26 protein-coding genes, 1 tRNA gene and 1 pseudogene are annotated in these 16,570 nt (G+C 62.6%); 3 read left to right on the forward strand and 25 right to left on the reverse strand.

What is annotated here, in order from left to right; all coding sequences use genetic code 11:
- The 25 genes and pseudogenes from BLR34_RS05765 to BLR34_RS05885 all read right to left on the reverse strand — a co-directional run bounded on the left by BLR34_RS05765 (nucleotide 1) and on the right by BLR34_RS05885 (nucleotide 14,951).
- A complete protein-coding gene (locus BLR34_RS05765) occupies nucleotides 1-471 on the reverse strand; it encodes an uL15m family ribosomal protein (protein ID WP_092700467.1) in 471 nt (156 codons plus the stop codon).
- Nucleotides 471-935 carry a 50S ribosomal protein L30 gene (gene rpmD, locus BLR34_RS05770; RefSeq protein WP_092700470.1) on the reverse strand — a complete coding sequence of 155 codons (465 nt, stop codon included), beginning with the start codon at nucleotides 933-935 and terminating at the stop codon, nucleotides 471-473. The genes BLR34_RS05765 and rpmD overlap by 1 nt, the downstream gene beginning before the upstream one ends.
- A complete protein-coding gene (locus BLR34_RS05775; protein WP_092700473.1) occupies nucleotides 932-1,570 on the reverse strand; it encodes a 30S ribosomal protein S5 in 639 nt (212 codons plus the stop codon). Before BLR34_RS05775 ends, rpmD begins: the two co-directional genes overlap by 4 nt.
- On the reverse strand, nucleotides 1,567-2,127 hold the full coding sequence (locus BLR34_RS05780; protein WP_092700477.1) for a 50S ribosomal protein L18: 561 nt from the start codon (nucleotides 2,125-2,127) through the stop codon (nucleotides 1,567-1,569). Before BLR34_RS05780 ends, BLR34_RS05775 begins: the two co-directional genes overlap by 4 nt.
- A complete protein-coding gene (locus BLR34_RS05785) occupies nucleotides 2,127-2,576 on the reverse strand; it encodes a 50S ribosomal protein L19e (protein ID WP_092700480.1) in 450 nt (149 codons plus the stop codon). Before BLR34_RS05785 ends, BLR34_RS05780 begins: the two co-directional genes overlap by 1 nt.
- A complete protein-coding gene (locus tag BLR34_RS05790) occupies nucleotides 2,573-3,565 on the reverse strand; it encodes a 50S ribosomal protein L32e (protein WP_092700484.1) in 993 nt (330 codons plus the stop codon). The genes BLR34_RS05785 and BLR34_RS05790 overlap by 4 nt, the downstream gene beginning before the upstream one ends.
- The gene (locus tag BLR34_RS05795) at nucleotides 3,565-4,101 is read right to left on the reverse strand and encodes a 50S ribosomal protein L6 (RefSeq protein WP_092700487.1); all 537 of its coding nucleotides are present in this window, start codon (nucleotides 4,099-4,101) and stop codon (nucleotides 3,565-3,567) included. Before BLR34_RS05795 ends, BLR34_RS05790 begins: the two co-directional genes overlap by 1 nt.
- A gap of 2 nt (nucleotides 4,102-4,103) precedes the next feature.
- The gene (locus BLR34_RS05800) at nucleotides 4,104-4,496 is read right to left on the reverse strand and encodes a 30S ribosomal protein S8 (RefSeq protein WP_092700490.1); all 393 of its coding nucleotides are present in this window, start codon (nucleotides 4,494-4,496) and stop codon (nucleotides 4,104-4,106) included.
- Nucleotides 4,493-4,675, reverse strand: a complete 183-nt coding sequence (locus BLR34_RS05805) for a 30S ribosomal protein S14 (RefSeq protein WP_092700493.1) — start codon at nucleotides 4,673-4,675, stop codon at nucleotides 4,493-4,495. The genes BLR34_RS05800 and BLR34_RS05805 overlap by 4 nt, the downstream gene beginning before the upstream one ends.
- Nucleotides 4,672-5,190, reverse strand: a complete 519-nt coding sequence (locus BLR34_RS05810) for a 50S ribosomal protein L5 (protein WP_092700496.1) — start codon at nucleotides 5,188-5,190, stop codon at nucleotides 4,672-4,674. Before BLR34_RS05810 ends, BLR34_RS05805 begins: the two co-directional genes overlap by 4 nt.
- Nucleotides 5,187-5,906, reverse strand: a complete 720-nt coding sequence (locus BLR34_RS05815; protein ID WP_092700499.1) for a 30S ribosomal protein S4e — start codon at nucleotides 5,904-5,906, stop codon at nucleotides 5,187-5,189. The genes BLR34_RS05810 and BLR34_RS05815 overlap by 4 nt, the downstream gene beginning before the upstream one ends.
- Nucleotides 5,903-6,259: a 50S ribosomal protein L24 gene (gene rplX / locus BLR34_RS05820; protein ID WP_092700502.1), complete on the reverse strand. Its 357-nt coding sequence runs from the start codon at nucleotides 6,257-6,259 to the stop codon at nucleotides 5,903-5,905. The genes BLR34_RS05815 and rplX overlap by 4 nt, the downstream gene beginning before the upstream one ends.
- The gene (locus BLR34_RS05825; RefSeq protein WP_092700505.1) at nucleotides 6,256-6,654 is read right to left on the reverse strand and encodes a 50S ribosomal protein L14; all 399 of its coding nucleotides are present in this window, start codon (nucleotides 6,652-6,654) and stop codon (nucleotides 6,256-6,258) included. Before BLR34_RS05825 ends, rplX begins: the two co-directional genes overlap by 4 nt.
- A gap of 14 nt (nucleotides 6,655-6,668) precedes the next feature.
- Nucleotides 6,669-7,007: pseudogene (locus tag BLR34_RS05830) on the reverse strand (30S ribosomal protein S17); the annotation flags it as partial.
- Nucleotides 6,998-7,285 (reverse strand): ribonuclease P protein component 1, encoded by a 288-nt coding sequence (locus BLR34_RS05835; protein ID WP_092700511.1) that lies wholly within the window; start codon nucleotides 7,283-7,285, stop codon nucleotides 6,998-7,000. The gene BLR34_RS05835 and the pseudogene BLR34_RS05830, both read right to left, overlap by 10 nt.
- A 2-nt stretch (nucleotides 7,286-7,287) precedes the next feature.
- Nucleotides 7,288-7,494 carry a 50S ribosomal protein L29 gene (gene rpmC / locus BLR34_RS05840; protein ID WP_092700515.1) on the reverse strand — a complete coding sequence of 69 codons (207 nt, stop codon included), beginning with the start codon at nucleotides 7,492-7,494 and terminating at the stop codon, nucleotides 7,288-7,290.
- Nucleotides 7,491-8,426: a 30S ribosomal protein S3 gene (locus tag BLR34_RS05845; RefSeq protein WP_092700518.1), complete on the reverse strand. Its 936-nt coding sequence runs from the start codon at nucleotides 8,424-8,426 to the stop codon at nucleotides 7,491-7,493. Before BLR34_RS05845 ends, rpmC begins: the two co-directional genes overlap by 4 nt.
- Complete coding sequence (locus BLR34_RS05850) at nucleotides 8,426-8,890, reverse strand: 50S ribosomal protein L22 (RefSeq protein ID WP_092700521.1); 465 nt, start codon at nucleotides 8,888-8,890, stop codon at nucleotides 8,426-8,428. The genes BLR34_RS05845 and BLR34_RS05850 overlap by 1 nt, the downstream gene beginning before the upstream one ends.
- Before the next feature lie 3 nt (nucleotides 8,891-8,893).
- Complete coding sequence (locus BLR34_RS05855) at nucleotides 8,894-9,319, reverse strand: 30S ribosomal protein S19 (protein ID WP_092700525.1); 426 nt, start codon at nucleotides 9,317-9,319, stop codon at nucleotides 8,894-8,896.
- Nucleotides 9,316-10,038 (reverse strand): 50S ribosomal protein L2, encoded by a 723-nt coding sequence (locus BLR34_RS05860; RefSeq protein WP_092700528.1) that lies wholly within the window; start codon nucleotides 10,036-10,038, stop codon nucleotides 9,316-9,318. The genes BLR34_RS05855 and BLR34_RS05860 overlap by 4 nt, the downstream gene beginning before the upstream one ends.
- 2 nt (nucleotides 10,039-10,040) lie before the next feature.
- Nucleotides 10,041-10,295 (reverse strand): 50S ribosomal protein L23, encoded by a 255-nt coding sequence (locus tag BLR34_RS05865; protein WP_092700530.1) that lies wholly within the window; start codon nucleotides 10,293-10,295, stop codon nucleotides 10,041-10,043.
- Nucleotides 10,292-11,035, reverse strand: a complete 744-nt coding sequence (gene rpl4p / locus BLR34_RS05870) for a 50S ribosomal protein L4 (RefSeq protein ID WP_092700533.1) — start codon at nucleotides 11,033-11,035, stop codon at nucleotides 10,292-10,294. Before rpl4p ends, BLR34_RS05865 begins: the two co-directional genes overlap by 4 nt.
- A 3-nt stretch (nucleotides 11,036-11,038) precedes the next feature.
- Nucleotides 11,039-12,052: a 50S ribosomal protein L3 gene (gene rpl3p, locus BLR34_RS05875; protein WP_092700536.1), complete on the reverse strand. Its 1,014-nt coding sequence runs from the start codon at nucleotides 12,050-12,052 to the stop codon at nucleotides 11,039-11,041.
- A gap of 6 nt (nucleotides 12,053-12,058) precedes the next feature.
- Complete coding sequence (locus BLR34_RS05880; protein ID WP_092700539.1) at nucleotides 12,059-12,898, reverse strand: putative RNA uridine N3 methyltransferase; 840 nt, start codon at nucleotides 12,896-12,898, stop codon at nucleotides 12,059-12,061.
- Between the two features lie 136 nt (nucleotides 12,899-13,034).
- Nucleotides 13,035-14,951: an ABC transporter ATP-binding protein gene (locus tag BLR34_RS05885; protein WP_092700542.1), complete on the reverse strand. Its 1,917-nt coding sequence runs from the start codon at nucleotides 14,949-14,951 to the stop codon at nucleotides 13,035-13,037.
- A gap of 161 nt (nucleotides 14,952-15,112) precedes the next feature.
- Between BLR34_RS05885 and BLR34_RS05890 the strand changes: the two genes are divergently transcribed.
- The 3 genes from BLR34_RS05890 (at nucleotide 15,113) to BLR34_RS05900 (ending at nucleotide 16,474) form a co-directional block, all read left to right on the forward strand.
- Nucleotides 15,113-15,183, forward strand: a tRNA-Gly gene (locus tag BLR34_RS05890).
- A gap of 64 nt (nucleotides 15,184-15,247) precedes the next feature.
- A complete protein-coding gene (locus BLR34_RS16885; protein WP_245683181.1) occupies nucleotides 15,248-15,835 on the forward strand; it encodes an SWIM zinc finger family protein in 588 nt (195 codons plus the stop codon).
- Between the two features lie 186 nt (nucleotides 15,836-16,021).
- A complete protein-coding gene (locus BLR34_RS05900) occupies nucleotides 16,022-16,474 on the forward strand; it encodes a ribbon-helix-helix domain-containing protein (protein WP_218120848.1) in 453 nt (150 codons plus the stop codon).
- Nucleotides 16,475-16,570 lie beyond the last annotated feature (96 nt).

A 16,570-nucleotide genomic window follows, 5' to 3' on the forward strand; every position in this document is an offset into this window, starting at 1 on the left:
CTAATTCTCTGTCTCGTCGTCTTCTTCGGCCGCCCGCTCCGAGAGCTTTACGAAACCGTCTGCCGACTTGATTTTCGATTCGGCCCCGTCGGAGAAGGCGTCTGCGGTCACTTCCAGGCTGTTTCGGACCTGGCCGCCACCGAGCACCTTGACGACGTCGGCATCGTGGCCGCCGTCAACGACATCGCGCGCGTCGATGACGTACCGGTCGTTGGCTTCCTCTGCCACACCCTCGGCAGCATAGAGGTGGACGTCCTCGTCGAGTTCTCGCACGTCGACTGTGAGGACTTCCTCTTTGACCTTCTCGGGCCGGGAAAATCCGGATTTGCCGAGAGGCGGGTGGTTGTGCATCTCGTGTTTGTCGCGCCCGGCGTCACCGCGACCGCCACGGTGGCCGGCACCACGGCGGTTCTTGTGGGAACCGCCGCCGTGTGTGCGAGAGCCGCGCTGTCGTTTCTTCTTGTTAGACATTATCGCATCGCCTCCAGTAGCGAATCGAGGTCGTCGGTGTCGTGAACACCAATCTGTCCGCCCGTCGAAACGGGCTGTTTGATGCCGTCGTGGCCGCCACGTGGCGGGTGAAGCCGGAGCGTCGGCGACAGTCCTGCGTCCTGCAGGGTCGTCTCCTCCTCGAGCAGTGCGCTCGCGAGGTCGTCGACGGAGTCGTAGTCGGTGTTTTCGCCGACCCACTCGTCGTCGATATCACCGTCGCCCGACGCGGGTTCGCCGCGCTGGCGAATCAGGAGCGCAACCGTCTCTTGGCTTGGTTCGCCGTGGGCCACGTAGTCGTTGACTTTCGTTATCATCCCTTCGTAGGTCGGCTCCTCGGGGACGAACGTTGCGTGGTTGACGCGGCCGATGTTGAGCATCTCGAGCGTGTCGACGATGTCGCCGTCGATGTTGACCTCACCGCGAAGCTGAACGATTGCTTTCATTCAACCACCTCCTGCTGTTCCATTGCGTGCTCGGGAACGCGTGTCTGTGCGGTCTTCTCTAGAGCGTTGAACGTCGCCTTCGCGAAGTTGACCGTCGTCCGGGTGTTCCCGTCGCTGCGCGTCCAGGCGTCCTGGACGCCCGCGAGTTCGAGCACCTTCCGGGGTGTCTCGGCTGCCGCGAGCCCCAGACCGCGAGGTGCCGGACGCAGTTCGACGGTCACGCTGCCGGCTTTGCCCTCGGTGTTGCGAACCAGGGAGTTCGTTCCGCCGGGGCGGTCCTCCCAGGAGCCACTGCCAAGCGGAACCTTCACCAGGTTCAGCTTGCCGATGTCGATGGCCTTCTGAATCGCGCCGCCGACCTGGTCGTCACGACCTTCGGCGTAGCCGATGAGGCCGTTGCGGTTGCCGACAACGACGACACAGCGAAACTTCACGCGTCGCCCCGAGTCGGTCATCCGCTGGACCATGTTGATGTCCAGAACCTCGTCTTCGAGGTCCGGAACGAGCTGGTCCGCAATTTCGGGTTCTTTGAGCGGGAGCCCCGAGTTCAGGGCGTCCTCCATCGAGTCGATTTCGCCGTCGGCGACTTTTCGCCCGAGTCGCGTCTGTGGTTCCCATCCGTCTTCGGCACTCATAGTTCAACCTCTCCTTCCAGCAGTGTCTCGCGCATCTCGTCGAAATGCGCTGGCAGGTCTGTTGCGTCGAACTCCCCGCTGTAGAGGCCGTCCTGCTGGTCGGCGTACTCGGCGATATGTTCGCCGCGCGTGCGCGGCCACTCGGCCAGCACGTCGTCGTTGTGGGGAATGTCGAGTCCGGCGTCGATTGCGCCTTCCTGTACTGCGAATACCTTGCTTCCCGGCGTCGGGGAGTTCAGCCCAATGTCGAGAACGGCCTCGTCGAGACCGGCCTCCTTGGCACGCAGTCCCGCAAGCAGTCCGGTCAGGTACGCCGCCGGCATGTTGCCGGTCGGCGCTTCCCAGCCGTACTCCTCGAGGTCCTGTGAGTGTGCGCTTGCGACCGTCTCGTCGCCGTGAGGGCCGGTCACGACCAGCTGCGCCCTGACGTGGCTGTTGCTCTTCCGAGCAACGAGACGAGGTTTGCCTGATTTCAGCAGGCGCAACCGCTGATGGTAATCCGTTCGGGCCTCGCGGCGACGCCGCATCGGCACCGTGTATCGTGGTCCTGTTGCCATTATGCATCACCGTAAGTTTCGTCGATGTATCGTTCTAGGTCTGCGACGGAGTCGAACTCGCCGCCACCGGCCTTGTCGTAGAGGTCTCGGTACTGCGAGCGGTCGAGGTCGCCGTCATCGCGCAGTTCACGCAGGTGACTGCGGAGTGCGCGAATGCTCGATTGCCATTCGTCTGTCTCGTCCTGTCGGCCACCGGCCTTGCCCTTCCGGGAGCCAGGCCCTTTCTGGTGGCCGTAGGCGCGCTTTTCCTGTCGTTCGCGTGCTCGGCCGCGGGAGTTCCCCTCTGGGGGGTCTGCTCTGATAACTCCCTCGTCGATCAGCTCACGGATGTCTTCGCGGGTAATCGCCTCAGCGATATCACCCTGTCGGTCGGGGTCGAACCAGAGCTTGTTCTTCCCGACATCGAGCACGTCCGATGCGAGTCGTTTCTGTGCTGAGAGGTCTGTCATTCTATCTCAACCTCCTCGTACGTTGGATTCAGGACGCGAATCTCTCGCTCCTCGGCGAGCGTTTCAATCTGTTCGCGCTTGCGACCGCCGACTTTCGAGGCGATGCGGACTGCCTGCGTGTCGGGGTCGACGCCGTCGAGGTCGTCCGTGTTGTGCACGCGGACCTCCTCGAATCCGGAGGGGTGCAGGCCACGGACCGCTTCGGGCTGGCGGTAGCCTGCTTCGACGGTGTCGCCTTTTCCTTTGACGCCTTTGCGCTGTTTCGAGAGCTTGCCACGCGGGCGTCGCCACGAGGTGGGGACGCGCTTTTTCTTGTGGTAGTCCTGTCGGTTGAACTGCGGCTTGCTGCCGCGGTCGCGCTCGTTGAGAAGCCGTTCGGTCTCCTCGTCGAGCTCTGGCGTCTTGTCGACGAGACCACGTGGTTGCAGTTCGGTCTCGACTGCATCGTCTTCGGCTGGCTCGTCGGCCTCGATTTCGGCCTCGACGTCTTCGCTGACTTCGAGGTCACCGATATCGGCCTTAACACGGGCGGCGAGTGCCATCCCGATGCCGTCGACGTCTGCCAGTTCGTCCTGGCTTGCGCCTTTGACTTTCGCGACGGTGTCGTAGCCGGCCTCGCGCAGTGCCTCGGCCTTGGAGTCGCCGACGCCGCTGATGTCGGTCAGCTCTTCGATTTCGTCTTCGTCGTCTTCGTCGTCTGCGTCTGTGTCGTCGGTCGCCTCGTCAGCGTCGTCCTCGCCAATCTCGGCTTCGACGTCGTCGCTGACCTCGACCTCGTCGGTCTCGGCCTTGATGCGGGCTGCCAGCGCAGTGCTGATATCGTCGATGTCCTGCAGCTGGTCCTGACTCGCAGCGCTGACGTGTTCGACCGTCTCGAAGCCGGCCTCACTGAGTGCCTCGGCTTTCTCCTCGCCGACGCCGCCCAGGTCGGTCAACTCTTGTACTTTCTCGCCCGCTTCCTCTTCGACATCCTCCTGTTCTTCGCTCATTATGCGTCACCTCGGTTCGGTTTCGCGGTGATGTAGACGCCGTCTTGGAAGACGCGAACGTCCTTGTCGGTCACGCGCGTAAGCTGTTCGATGTCGGCAGCTGTCTGGCCGACCGCTTCGATGTCGGGGCCGCTCAGCGTGATTTCTTCGCCGTCGACCTCGACGTCGGTGTTCCCGTGAATCGGGGCCCGTCGCGGGGCACGCTCACCGAGGAAGTTCTCGATGACCACGTCGCCGTTCTCGACGTCCACCTGCATTGGGAAGTGAGAGTAGAAGACTTCCATCTCGTACTCCCAGCCCTCGGTGACGCCGTAGAACATGTTCTCGACGTGACTCTCGAACGTCCCGAGCGTCGACATCGTCTTGGCGTCCTCGGCCTCACTCTCGATGACGACCTCGTCGCCGTCGACCGACACCGAGACGTCGGGATACCACAGTCGGCGTGTAACGCTGCCGTTCGGTCCTTCGACGGTGAGCTCGAGATGGTCCATCTCCGCGCTCACCTCCGCCGGTATTTCGAGTCGTACTTCTGGCATTGTTAGTAGACGTATGCGATGACCTGGCCGCCAATCCCCGCGTCGCGTGCCTCGTAGTGGCTCATAACGCCTTGGGAAGTGGTGACGATGAGTGTCCCGTAGTCACGGGCCGGGAGGAATCGCTTCTCCCATTTCTCGTACTCGTCGGCACCCACGGAGTATCGGGGTTTGACGGGGCCACACTCGTTGATGGCTCCTTTGAGTTCGACCTCGAACTGTCCAGCTTTGCCGTCGTCGACGTGCTGGAAACCGTCGATGTACCCGCGGTCGTAGAAGACCTCGAGTACGCTACCAATCTCGTTTGAGGCGGGCTGTACCACCTGCTTCAGATGCCCAACGCCCTCGGCGTTGTCGATAGACGAGAGCGCGTCGGCGAGTGGGTCGTTTCCTGTCATGAGTATTTCTTGAATCCCATGCTTCGGGACACCTCGCGGAAGCATTGCCGGCAGAGGTAAATCTCGTATTTGCTGACCAGACCCTGTTTGCGGCCACAGCGCTGGCACTCCCGGAGCTGGTCCGTCCGCTTTGCGGCTTGCTCGCCGGTCGTGGGCTCGTCTGGTTCGCTTTCGCTCATGCTGTCACCTCCACGTCGAACGTGGACTGGATAAAGCCAACTGCGTCGTCTGTGTTCAGTCGGTGCGCCGACGGAATGGGCCGCGAGGCCTTGTCCCGTTTGGCGACACGGTAGCCCGGCCGGACCAGATTCACCGTCACGTCGAGCCCGTAGATGCCGACTGTCGGGTCGTACTCTTGGCTCGGGAAGTCGGTGTGGTCCTCGATACCGAAACTGAAGTTGCCGGTCTCATCGAACTGCGTCTCGGAGAGCTCGACCAGCGGCAGTGCCGTCTCGAGGAACTCGCGGGCGTCGTCCTCACGCAGCGTAACCTTCGCTCCGATTGGGTCGCCCTCACGGATGCCGAACTCCGGCTCTGTCTTCTTTGCCGTTGTCCGAACGGACGCTTGCTCGGTCAGCTCTTCGAGAATCTCTTCGGCTTCGGCGAGTTCGCGGCCACCCTGCCCGACGCCCATGTGGACGACGACCTTCTCGATGCGTGGCTCGCGCATCTCGTGGAACTCAGTCGAACTCATTCATCTCCCTCCTCGTCGGTGTCGACGAAGTTCTCGTCGATGGTGACGATGTACTCCTCGACGGTTTCGAAGCTGTCGTCGCCGTCGTACGTCGAAAGCACGACATCGTTCGGCGCGCTGCTTTTCGTCACCTGAATCTCTTCGATGGTGCCAATCTGACCAGCGTGTTTGCCGGCGACGGCAGTTGCCAGCGCGCCCTCTTCGTACTCGAAGTGGGCGACGACATCGCCGTCCTCGTTGTCGACGACCAGCGAGTCGCCGACATCGTAGTCGCTGTCCTCCTCGACGAGCAGCGTCTGCCCGTCGTGGAGTGTCAGCTGTACGTTGCCGCCGGAGACGTGCTGCTTGCCGTCGATTTTGCCCAGTTTGCTCCCTGCGGCATCGCCGTCGATTGGCGTTAGCGTCAGCCGGCCGCCCTCGTCGGGGAAAACGCGGTAGTACTCCTCGCGTTCGGTGAAGGCGATGATGTCGAACATCCCGACGGGCCGTTCCTCGTCGCTGACGGCTTTCCCGTTGATGTGGATGCTGTCCTGGTTCAGTGCGTAGCGGGCCTCTTTCCGGCTGTCGACGTAGCCGAGCACGTCCCGCAGGAGAATCAGGAGCGGAACCCCCGACTCTCCGTGTGGGCCTGCGCCCGCCTTGACCGTGAACATCTCCTCTTTCCGTTCGACTGGCCAGCTCTTGGGAACTGACAGCCGTTTCTGGTGGTTCGTCATTCGTTATCCTCCTCCAGTCGCTCGATGCGCCGCGAGTCAGAGCGATCGAGGCTCGTCACGCGCAGGTTGCTCGCGTCGAGTGGTTTGGGCGTTTCCTCGCCGTCGACGGTTTCGACAGTCACGTCCTCGATGTGGACGACCGCCTCGCGAAGGTCGACGGTGACGACTTCACCCTCTTCGCCGGCGAAGTCACCGCGCATCACTTCCGCGGTGTCGCCTGCGTTGACACGGACAGAGCGCTGTCCGAACTCCTCGCGGAGGTCACTCGACAGCGTCGCTTTCACCTGCTCGTGTCGCTCGTGCAGGGGCGCGTCTCGCTCTCGTTTTCGCTGTTTGTGTGGTTGACGCGTCATACTATCATCGTAGCTGTTGAGGCGATTGCACCGAAGCGCTCCGCGACTTCGCGCGCAATCGGTCCCTTGATTTCGGTTCCTCGGGGGTCTTCGTTGTCGTCGACGATGACGGCGGCGTTGTCCTCGAAGGACATCCGCGTGCCGTCGGGCCGACGAATCGGCTTGCGCTGTCGGACGACGACGGCTTCGAGCACCTGGCGACGCATCTCTGGCGTCCCCTTGGTGACCGACACCGTCACTTTGTCGCCCAGACCCGCCTTCGGCTGGCGGTTGAGCGTCCCAGTGTAGTTGTGAACACTGATGACCTTCAGCTCACGAGCGCCGGTGTTGTCGGCACACGTGATGAGCGAGCCCTTCTTGAGGCCCTGGGTCACGTCAGCTTTCATTGCTTCCATCAGTGGTCACCTCCTGCGCTCTCGGTCACTTCGACGACGACGTGTGATTTCGTCTTCGAGAGCGGGCGCGTCTCCGCGATTTTGACGCTGTCGCCGTCCGACAGCGGCTCCAGCACCTCCGGCGTGTGTGCCGGGATGCGGGAACGTCGTTTCATCTTTCGGTCGTATTTCGGCACGTTGACGTCGTACTCTCGCTCGACGACGACCGTTCGGTCCATCTCTGTCGAGACGACTTCGCCTTCAAGAATCTGTCCACGAACCGGCAACTCACCGTAGAACGGACAGGTCTCGTAGTCGTAGTCGTCTGGATTATCGGGTTCTGGTGGTGTCTCTACGTCTAATCCTATTCCCATTTCGAATCACCCTTCTGTTCGGTGCGCCTGGCTGGGCGGGCGATGAGTGTCTCGCCCGCCGTCTCGACGACTTCCCCGGAGGGAAGCGTCCATTCGAAGGTGGCGCAGTCCTTCGGCACGTGTGACACCCGTCCGTCGTGCTCGATGCCGAGTGTTCGCGTCGTCTCGGAGACAACTCGACCGTCGAGGTCGATGACCTCCGGGTTCGACGCAGCGACGACTCGCACGTCGAGTCCAACGAGTTCGTGACGCGTGAGCGTCTCGGGTGTCAGTGCCATTGTCATTCGAGGTCGCCTTCTTCGTTCTGGATGGTCTTGATGCGCGCGATGGTGCGTCGGAGCTCCTTGATACGGGCAGGGTTCTCCGGCATTCCACCGGTCGCTTTCACTGCCTCGGCGTTGAGGAGTTCCGTCTCCAGTTCCTCGAGTTCGACTTCCCGCTCGGCGGGAGTCATGTCTCGAATCTCAGCCGCGTGGAGTATCGTCATTCGTCGTCACCCTCCTCGCTTGCTTCCATCTCGTCCATCAGCTCGTCGGCTTCTTCCTCGGTCTCTTCGTCGAGTTCGTCTTCGACAGCGGCGTCGAGGTCGTCGAGTTCGTCTTCGAGGTCGTCCTCGTCAGGAACCTCGGGGTCGTCGTAATCGGCTTCTTCCTCGACGACTTCCTCGTCGACGACTTCTTCTTCGACGGGCTCTTCGTCGGCACCCGCTTCGTCCTCAGACGGCGGCGCGCCGAGTTCCGGCTCGTCGGCCTCCTCCTCGTCGGGTTCGCCTGCGAGCAGGTCGTCGACGCTGTCGCCTTCGACGACGTAGTCTTCGACTTCGACATCGTCGTGAATCTCGAAGTCGTCGGGGAGCTCGGCGTTCGGCGGGATGATTTTGACCTGTACCCCGATGGTGCCGAGTTTCATCACTGCGGTGCCGACGCCGTGGTCGACGATTTCCTCTGCGGGTTCACCGTTGTGCTTGATGTAGCCACGGTTGAACTTCTCGACGCGCGAGCGTGCGCCCGTGACCTTTCCGGAGAGGACGATTTCGGCGCCGAGTGCGCCGGATTCCATGATGCGGTCGATGGTCGTGTGACCGGCCTTGCGGAAATACCAGCCGCGTTCGAGCGCGTTCGCCAGCTTGTCGGCGACGATGCGCGCGTTGAGGTCCGGCTCGTCGACCTCCTGAACGTCGACCTGAGGGTCTTCGAGACCGAATTCGTTTTCGAGCGTGCTGGTGATTTTGCGGATGTTCTTTCCGCCCTTGCCGATGACCATGCCGGGCTTTTCGGCCTTGAGCACGATCTGGGTGCCCATCGGCGTCTTGGCGATTTCCATGCCGCCGTAGCCTGCGCGGCCGAGTTCGTCCTGGAAGAACTCGTCGATCTGCGTGCGCTGGAGTCCGTTTTCGACGAACTGGAGTTCGTCTGCCATTATTCCTCACCTCCCTCTTCGAGGATGAGCTCCACGTCACATTCGGGGGTGTTCCAGGGCGAGGCACGTCCCTGTGCACGGGGCTGGCGCCCCTCGCTTTCGCCCACCTTGTGGGGGGCGACGTGCATGATATCCATCGACTCGCCGTCGAATCCCTGGTTGTCGGCGTTCGCAATCCCGTTGTTGACAAGGTCGAGGAAGGCGTTCGCTGCCTTCTCCGGGAAGCGACCGGCGTCCCAGCCGTCGATGTTCTTGCGGTGACCGACGCCCGTGTTGTGTTCGCGGAAGGGTACGACCTCGTCGCCGTCGACGACGCCTTCGAGGAATTCGACTGCCTCGCCGGCGGTCATACCCTTGAGCTCACGGGCGATAGCCTTGCTGTGCTTGATGCTGATGGGCCGCTCTCGGAGCATGGCTTTCGCCGTCGTGTCCGGGTCGGCCTCGACTGAGTAGCTGATTCCCATGGTTTATTTCAAGGGTACGAACTTCGAGGAGCGCGTGGCTCCGATGCCGGCCTGTCCGTGCTCGACGCTCGTCCGCGTCAACTGGAACTCGCCCAGGAAGTGGCCGAGCATCTCCGGCTCGACTTTGACGCGCTCGAAGCTCTGCCCGTTGTGGACCGCGAAGGTCACGTCGACCATCTCCGGGAGAATCGGCATATCCCGGAGGTGGGTCCGAATCGGGTTGTTGGCGCTTTCTTCCTCGCCAATCTCGCGTGCCTCATCGAGCAGCTGTTCGTGCTCGTAGGACAGGCCGCGGTCGATAGTTCGCCGCTGTCGTGCGGGAAGCAGTTCCGCTACCTCGTCAACGTCCATCTCCTGCAGTTCCTCGAGCGTGTGACCACGGTAGGTAAACTCACCTTCGTGGCCAATCTGGTATTCGTCAGAACTCATGTGTCACCACCTCGGCCGGTGCGGCGCGAGGAGATGTCCCCGACCTTCCGTCCCGGCGGGGCGTCCCGCGAGACACTTTTCGGTCGGCCCGGGTGCTGTCGGCCGCCGCCACCGAATGGGTGGTCGACGGCGTTCATCGCAACACCACGGACACGCGGCCAGACCATACCGCGGGCCTTGGCCTTGTGGTGTTTGTTGCCTGCTTTGACCATCGGTTTCTCCGTCCGGCCACCACCGGCGACGACCCCGATGGTCGCCCGGCAGTCGGGAGCAAGCTGTTTCATCTCGCCGCTTGGCAGCTCGACGACCGCGGCGTTGCGGTCGTGGGTCAACAGCGTGGCGTAGACACCCGAGGAACGAGCGAATCGACCGCCGTCGCCCGGGTTCGCCTCGACGTTACAGACCGGAACGCCCTCCGGAATCTCCGCCAGCGGGAGCGTGTTCCCCGGCTCGATTGCCGCGGAGACGCCCACCTGAATGGTGTCGCCGACCGTGATTCCCTCGGGAGCGAGCACGAGGCGCTGGTCTCCGTCGTCGAACTCGACGGCGGCGACCGGTGCGCTCCGTGCAGGGTCGTGTTCGATGTCTACGACCGTCCCGGAAACCAGGTCGTCGTCCTCGACGGTCCGGTGGGAGAGCTCTGCTTTGTACCTGTGTGACGGGGCACGGAACGTCGGTGTACCACGTCCACGTCGTTGTCCGCGAATTCGTCGTCCCATCGTTAGAACACCCCGATTCGCGACGCAATCTCCTGTGCGTCGTGGTCGTCAGTCAGCTGTATCTCTGCCTTTTTCGTTCCATCTGTCGTTACCATCGTGTTGATACCCTCCGTCTCGACGTCGAACTGCGATTCGACTTCCTCGACGATTTCGTCCTGCTCGGCGTCGGACTGACAGATGAACACCATCTTGTTCTCGAAGTCCATCTTGTCGACGGACTTCTCGGTCACGTGTGGATGGAGTATCGCGTCCATCATCGGTCGGCCACCTCCTCGACTGCGCTCTCGGTCCAGACCGTGAGCCGTCCGGCGTCGGTGCCGGGCGCGAGGTCCTCAGCGTCGAGTTCTGTCGCCGTCGTCACGTCGGCTCCCGCGAGATTCCGGGCGGCGCGTGACTCTGTCTCGCTTGTGACGAACAGAATCGACTTGGGCCGGGTGTATTTCCGACCGCGTGTCTTGCCCTGACCGGCGCGAATCTTCGTCTTGTCGGCGCGCTCGATGTCGGCGTCGATGCCGAGCGATTCGAGCGTGTCGGCTGCGTCCTGTGTCTTCGTGAGGTCTTCGAACTCGTCGCTGACGACGAGCGGGAGCTCGACATCGTCGTCGAACTCGTGACCGCGCTCGCGCACGACTTCGGCGTCGGTCGTGGCCGCGATGGCCGACCGAATCGCCTTCCGTCGGGCTTTGTCGTTCATGTCGAACGAGCGGTCTTTCTCTGCCTTTGGCGGGTGTGCGGGGCGACCCCCGACCGTCTGGGGGACGCGCCGGGCCTGTCCTCCTTCGCGGGGGACGTGGGCCTGGCCGCGCCCGCTGCCGAACGATTCGGCCGGTGTTCGGAGACCGGCGTACTCGTCTGCGCCGTAGTCCTGTTTGCGGTTCGCCTGTGCAGCAAGCACCGCACGCCGGATGAGGTCCGGTCGGAACTCACTGTCGAAAACGGCCGGGAGGTCGATTTCCCCGTCCGTATCACCGTCGAGTGTGTGTACTGGTACTTGCATAGTTTATCCCTGGTTCGAGGCTGTCGAAACGTAGCGCACCTCGGGGTCGAGGCGCGGTTGGTCGTTGGGACGCACCGCGGGACGGAGCCGAACCAGCCGTTTCTCCGGACCAGGTACCGAACCCTTCACGAGCGTGTACTCGCCGTCGACTTCGCCGTAGTTGACGAAGCCGCCGTCGACGCTCGAATCGTCGCCGTCGCCGATATCGACGAGGCGCTTGTTGAGTTCGGTCCGCTGGTGGTAGCCGGTCTGACCCAGCTGGGGCACCGTCGACCGCACGCGCGAGGGATTCCAGGGGCCGAGGTTGCCGATACGGCGACGCCAGCCCTGGCGTTTGTGTTTCCCTTTGCGCTTCTGGACTCCCCATCGCTTGACGGGGCCCTGCGTGCCCTTGCCCTTCGTGACGGCCGCCACATCGGCGTACTCGCCGGCGCGGAACACGTCGTTGACGGTGTACTCGCCCTCATCGAGGAGGTCAAGTCCGTACTCGACGCGGTCAGCGAGCGAGCCGCCGCCGATGCGGTTTTCCATCACGTCGGGGCGTTTCTTGGGCACACCGTCGAGCGCCTTCGGCGTTGTGTGCGTAATTGCACGAACCTCGCCGAGGGTGCCCGAATCGAGTGCGTCCTGAATCTGTTCCTCCGCAGCGGCCGCGTCGTGTTCGTCGGGAAGGTCAAGGGCGCGTTCGAGTTCGGGATCGAACTCGTCTGCCCAGACCTCCGTCAGCGGTCGCTGTCCGTACGGCGTGTCTTCGTAGGCTCGAATGGCGACGACCTGCATCGGGGGCGTCTCGATGACGGTTACCGGCACCGTCTCTTCCATCCCCTCGCGTGCAGACTCGGGCTGGTCGTTAATCATGACGACGTGGCTCATTCCGGCTTTGTAGCCGGCGATACCCTGCAGTGCAGGTTGGCCGTCGTCATCGGGCCAGCTGTTGAAACGCGGCGTCTCGCTGGCCGCTCGCCCGCGCGGGCCGAAGCCCAACGAGCCTTTGCGTGGTCGTTCTGGTTGTGGCATGTGCGTTCACTCCATGAGGTTCAGGCAAGCGAGCGTTGCGAACAGTGCTTCTTCGGTTCGCACCACATCGCTGCCCTGATTTGGAACCGTATTGAGCCAGAGGTCAAACCGTCCGGTCTCGTCGTGGTCGTCTTCGCCGGCCGCCTCGGGCGGTATGTCCAGCACCTCCGGCAGGCCACGCTCGGGCGCGCCGAATGCGACCGTGTATGCCCGCTCGCTGGTGTCGGCCGCCAACTCGTCGAGTTGGTGTGGACGCAAGCGGTCACCGTGCCTCGATGAGGCGATAGTGAACCCTGCGTCGGCACGGGTAACTGCGGTATCCAGGTCCGCGGTGTCGACGACGTAGCCTGGTTGTGGCTCGTCGACGAGCTTTGCCCGGACCGGCTCTCGCGAAGAGACCCTGACGGAGACGCGCTCCCCCTCGCCCAGTTCCATACCGTCTGGAACGGGCAGGGAGACCGGGTGTTGCAGTCCGCAATTGACCCGCACGCGCCCATCAGCTCCGACCTCGGTCACGATTCCCTGTCTTAACGACCCCGAACCCTCGGATCCGGAGCCGGTCTGTGTCGCCACGCGGAGCGGCGGCAGGACGCCCGCGTACTCTAGTTCGTCCCGCGTCCCCCAGACCTCCTTTCGGAGGTGCGGGGGCGTCGCGGCGTACCGAAGCACGGTTTCGACGAACCCGTCGTCGTGATGTCGTTGCCCGCCGGGGTCCGGGTAGACCGTGAGACGGTCCACCCGGAAGACCGTGGCCGCGCGGGCCACGTAGCCGAGCTTGCGAGTTGCCTCGCGTTTGTCGGTTGCTTCCCTGGCGAGCGACGACGGCACGAGCACGCTGACGGTCATGCCGTAACGCTTCCACGTCGCGCCACTAGACTGTAGCGATTAGTCTCTCACACACACTTAAAAAGAGTCCGCTTTGGGTTCGTGCTGGGATGCGTTCACATGCCGGAATAAGCGTCTCTTCGCCGCGGTTACGGCATCAATCGAAGTCCAGTCCCTGCTGGGCGACGCGTTTGCTCGCGCGCTCGACAAAGCCCTCAGGAAGGTCCCCGATTTCGCCGGCCTGGATACGCCAGAGGTTCGCGTAGAGACCGTCTTCGGCCAGCAGGTCGTCGTGGGTGCCCCGCTCGACTATCTCGCCGTTCTCGATGACGAATATCCTGTCGGCGTCACGAACCGTCGAGAGCCGGTGGGCGATGATAAACGTCGTCCGGTCTGCCGCGAGGTCGTCGATAGAGCGCTGGATGAGCATCTCAGTCTCCGTATCGACCGCGGAGGTGGCCTCGTCGAAGACCAGGATTTCGGGATGCTGGAGGATGGTGCGGGCGATGGCGACGCGCTGTCGCTGGCCACCCGAGAGTTTCACGCCGCGTTCGCCGACCTCGGTGTCGTACCCTTCTGGCATGTTCTCGATGAACTCGTGAGCCTGTGCTCGTCTGGCGGCCTCGACGACCTCTTCGCGAGTGGCATCGAAGGCGCCGTATTTGATGTTCTCGGCGACGCTGCCGTCGAACAGGAAGTTGTCCTGCCCGACATAACCCATCGAAGTGCGTAGACTCGACAGCGTGACATCGCGCACGTCGTGGCCGTCAACCCGGACCGCGCCCGCCGTCGTATCGTACAGGCGCAAGAGGAGCTTGACAATTGTCGTTTTGCCGGCTCCGGTCGGCCCGACCAGTCCGACCGTCTCGCCGGGCTGGACCTCGAAGTCGATATCTTCGAGCACGGGCTCCTCGTCGTAGGCGAAGGTTACGTCGTCGAACTCGACGGTCCCTTCCACGGCGTCGAGGGGCTCGGCGTCTGGGCTGTCTTCGATGTTGACCGGGAGATTCATCACGCCGAGGATGCGCTTGAGCGAGGCGTTGGCGTCCTCGTAGCGGTCGATGATGTTGCTCATCTGTGCGAGTGGGTCGACCAGCCGCTGGGTGAGCAACAGGAAGATGACCAGCGTCCCCTCGGTCAGCTCACCCGAGAGCGGGCCCGGTGGCCCGTCGAGAATCCAGATGCCACCGACGACAAAGGTAGCGATGAACGCGAGCGACGTGAGCGCCTGGAGACCGGGCCGGTAGATGAAGTTCAGGCGGAGCGCGAGCCAGTCGAGTCGGAAATACCGGTAGGAGTGGTCCTCGACGCGATCGTCCTCGTACGACTCGGTGTTCGAGGCCTTGATGACCTGGATGCCGTTGATGTTGTTCTCCAGTCTGCTGTTGAGGTCGCCGACAGATTCGCGCACGTCGGAGTACCGTTCCTCCACGAACCGCATGAACCAGTAGGTGAACACAGCAGCAATCGGGACGACAACGAGGGTAACCATCGCAAGCTGCCAGTTGAACCAGAACAACACGACGGTGATGCCGACGATGAGCACGCTCAGCTGGATGGCCTGGCCGAACATGTCATCGAGGAACTGTTCGAGGCGGTTGGTATCGTTCGAGAGAATCGACATCAGCTCGCCGGTCTGAACCTCGTTGAAAAACTCCATATCGAGGCGTTGCATCTGCTGGTAGGTCGCTGTCCGTACCTCGTGTTTCACGCGGTGGGAGAAGAGATTGAGCGAGGACATCCGGACGAAGTTCAGAAAGGCCCGTCCGATCATCGCCACACCCATGAGCCCGACGACGAACCAGAACTGCTCGGGGGTCTCGGTGGGCAGCCACTCTCGGGGTATCAGCGGCAAATCGAAGTCCTGTTCCTCCCGGAAGATGGCGTCGATAGCGACCCCCAGCAAGACCGGCGGGACGAGCGAGGCGAATCGAGCCCCAATCGATGCGAAGATACCCAGCACGAACCACCGCCTGCTGCCGTGGCCGTATTTCTGGAATAGCGTATAGAGCGGTCGTTCGACCCGGTCACGATGCTCGCGAAGATACTCGACGTCAATCTGGTCATTGCTCATTCGCAGCGATGTACCAGCCTCAGGGGTGGCCCACTGTTAACTGTTCGGTCACCTTTCAGTCAGTCTGTTCGTCTCCGTAACATTTCTTCGAATGTTGTGACCGATGCACGCACATCATCCGGAACGTTTTTATTATCTACCCCAGTACGATAGGATGCAGCGCGCTGGTGGTGTAGTGGTATCACAGGACCCTGCCACGGTCCTAACCCGAGTTCAAATCTCGGCCAGCGCACTACGTATATACGCTTTTTCCAGGGTTCTCTGACACTTAGCGGCCGCTTTAGGAGGTGGTCCGCGTGAGCACAATCGAGTGGTCCGCAGACACCGGACCCGTCGACGAGCGAATCGGCGAACCGCCGACGCTCCGATTTCCCGACGGCTTCGAGTACACCGAGAGCTGGAAACGCGCCCAGACCGAGAGCGACCAGGGCGGCCCTATCAACGACGCCGAGCGCATGGTCTACCTGGAGGAGTCGAGCAAGCCCCACCGAGTTGTGTTTGTGCTCGACGGGGCACGGCTTCGCGCCGACTGTGGCTGTGCCGGGTATCACCACCGCCAGTGGTGCGCTCACGTCGCTTCGCTGTGGTGGCAGTGGGTGCGTGGTCGTATTCAAGTCACCCACCGACAGACCGGCCGTGAGCACGAGATGCCACCGTGCTGGCTGCGCTTTGGCGACGAGCGCCACGACGTGCGAGAGGACCATCTCGACGGGCTCACCAGCGCCGAGCTCGACGCCTACCTGACCTGTGACCTCGGCGAAACCGGTGTCCGAGAGTACGCCCGGAAGACGAGTCGCGCGCCGGGAACAGTCGGCAATCTGCTATCGCGGGCGAGACAGAAGGTCGAGGACGGTGTGGCCGTCACCGACGGGGGGCACCGATGACCCGCCCAACCCCCCACCCGCATGCGGGTGCTGATTTCGAGTACTTCGTATCATCACACGCGGGGACGCCCGCCGGCGCGAGACCTTCGCACGAACACACCCAGGGTGTGCATACGAATACCGTCTCGTTGCGCCGTCTGCGTATTCACGGCGTATTCACGATATGCAAACAGGGGGGTCGGTAAGATGACGATGGACTGGAATCCCGACAAACGCTACTCGTTTGGCTGTAGCTCCGACGCGATGGAGAAATTCGACGAGATTGCCGACCGCGAAGGCAAGAGCCGGAGTGAAAAGCTTCGGGAGCTGGTCGAGGAGGAAGTACGGCAAAAGACGAACCTCAGTGGTCGAGCGGTCGACCTGCCGGATAACGACGAGCTGGCGGCCGCCTACCAGACACTCCACGAGGAGGTTTACGCCGACCATCGGTCCCGGCCGAAGATGCGGATGGAGGACGCGAAGAATCTGCTGTACTCGACAGAACTCCCGAAAGACAACGTCGTCGACAAACTCATCAAGCCGCTGGAAAAGCGCGGATACGTGACGGTCGGCTGGGGTCTGTCCACTGTATGGGTCGGTGTCCGGCCGATGACCGATAGCGAAGACTACGCAGAGCCACCACAGGAGGCTACAGCATGAGCGGTCAGTCTGGAGACGACACTTATCGATGGGAGTGCGTCTGCGGCTGGTCTATTGAACGCAAAAAGCGCGCGTCGGATCTCCCTCCGGAGAATA

Source organism: Halovenus aranensis (genome assembly GCF_900100385.1).
In the GTDB taxonomy this organism is placed as follows: Archaea; Halobacteriota; Halobacteria; order Halobacteriales; family Haloarculaceae; genus Halovenus; species Halovenus aranensis.

Coding starts and splice junctions, on each gene's coding strand:
- BLR34_RS05835 (WP_092700511.1), bottom strand. CDS start 7,285: ATGGCACTGACACCCGAGACGCTCACGCGTCACGAACTCGTTGGACTC.
- BLR34_RS05785 (WP_092700480.1), bottom strand. CDS start 2,576: ATGACAGACCTCTCAGCACAGAAACGACTCGCATCGGACGTGCTCGAT.
- BLR34_RS05795 (WP_092700487.1), bottom strand. CDS start 4,101: ATGCCAGAAGTACGACTCGAAATACCGGCGGAGGTGAGCGCGGAGATG.
- BLR34_RS05850 (WP_092700521.1), bottom strand. CDS start 8,890: ATGGGAATCAGCTACTCAGTCGAGGCCGACCCGGACACGACGGCGAAA.
- BLR34_RS05900 (WP_218120848.1), top strand. CDS start 16,022: ATGACGATGGACTGGAATCCCGACAAACGCTACTCGTTTGGCTGTAGC.
- BLR34_RS05825 (WP_092700505.1), bottom strand. CDS start 6,654: ATGGAAGCAATGAAAGCTGACGTGACCCAGGGCCTCAAGAAGGGCTCG.
- BLR34_RS05860 (WP_092700528.1), bottom strand. CDS start 10,038: ATGGGACGACGAATTCGCGGACAACGACGTGGACGTGGTACACCGACG.
- BLR34_RS05790 (WP_092700484.1), bottom strand. CDS start 3,565: ATGAGCGAAGAACAGGAGGATGTCGAAGAGGAAGCGGGCGAGAAAGTA.
- BLR34_RS05845 (WP_092700518.1), bottom strand. CDS start 8,426: ATGGCAGACGAACTCCAGTTCGTCGAAAACGGACTCCAGCGCACGCAG.
- rpmD (WP_092700470.1), bottom strand. CDS start 935: ATGAAAGCAATCGTTCAGCTTCGCGGTGAGGTCAACATCGACGGCGAC.
- BLR34_RS05880 (WP_092700539.1), bottom strand. CDS start 12,898: ATGACCGTCAGCGTGCTCGTGCCGTCGTCGCTCGCCAGGGAAGCAACC.
- BLR34_RS05855 (WP_092700525.1), bottom strand. CDS start 9,319: ATGAGTTCTGACGAATACCAGATTGGCCACGAAGGTGAGTTTACCTAC.
- BLR34_RS05810 (WP_092700496.1), bottom strand. CDS start 5,190: ATGAGTTCGACTGAGTTCCACGAGATGCGCGAGCCACGCATCGAGAAG.
- rplX (WP_092700502.1), bottom strand. CDS start 6,259: ATGACGCGTCAACCACACAAACAGCGAAAACGAGAGCGAGACGCGCCC.
- BLR34_RS05805 (WP_092700493.1), bottom strand. CDS start 4,675: ATGAGCGAAAGCGAACCAGACGAGCCCACGACCGGCGAGCAAGCCGCA.
- BLR34_RS05885 (WP_092700542.1), bottom strand. CDS start 14,951: ATGAGCAATGACCAGATTGACGTCGAGTATCTTCGCGAGCATCGTGAC.
- rpl3p (WP_092700536.1), bottom strand. CDS start 12,052: ATGCCACAACCAGAACGACCACGCAAAGGCTCGTTGGGCTTCGGCCCG.
- rpmC (WP_092700515.1), bottom strand. CDS start 7,494: ATGACGATACTCCACGCGGCTGAGATTCGAGACATGACTCCCGCCGAG.
- BLR34_RS05775 (WP_092700473.1), bottom strand. CDS start 1,570: ATGAGTGCCGAAGACGGATGGGAACCACAGACGCGACTCGGGCGAAAA.
- BLR34_RS05800 (WP_092700490.1), bottom strand. CDS start 4,496: ATGACAGGAAACGACCCACTCGCCGACGCGCTCTCGTCTATCGACAAC.
- BLR34_RS05865 (WP_092700530.1), bottom strand. CDS start 10,295: ATGATGGACGCGATACTCCATCCACACGTGACCGAGAAGTCCGTCGAC.
- rpl4p (WP_092700533.1), bottom strand. CDS start 11,035: ATGCAAGTACCAGTACACACACTCGACGGTGATACGGACGGGGAAATC.
- BLR34_RS05780 (WP_092700477.1), bottom strand. CDS start 2,127: ATGGCAACAGGACCACGATACACGGTGCCGATGCGGCGTCGCCGCGAG.
- BLR34_RS05815 (WP_092700499.1), bottom strand. CDS start 5,906: ATGACGAACCACCAGAAACGGCTGTCAGTTCCCAAGAGCTGGCCAGTC.
- BLR34_RS05765 (WP_092700467.1), bottom strand. CDS start 471: ATGTCTAACAAGAAGAAACGACAGCGCGGCTCTCGCACACACGGCGGC.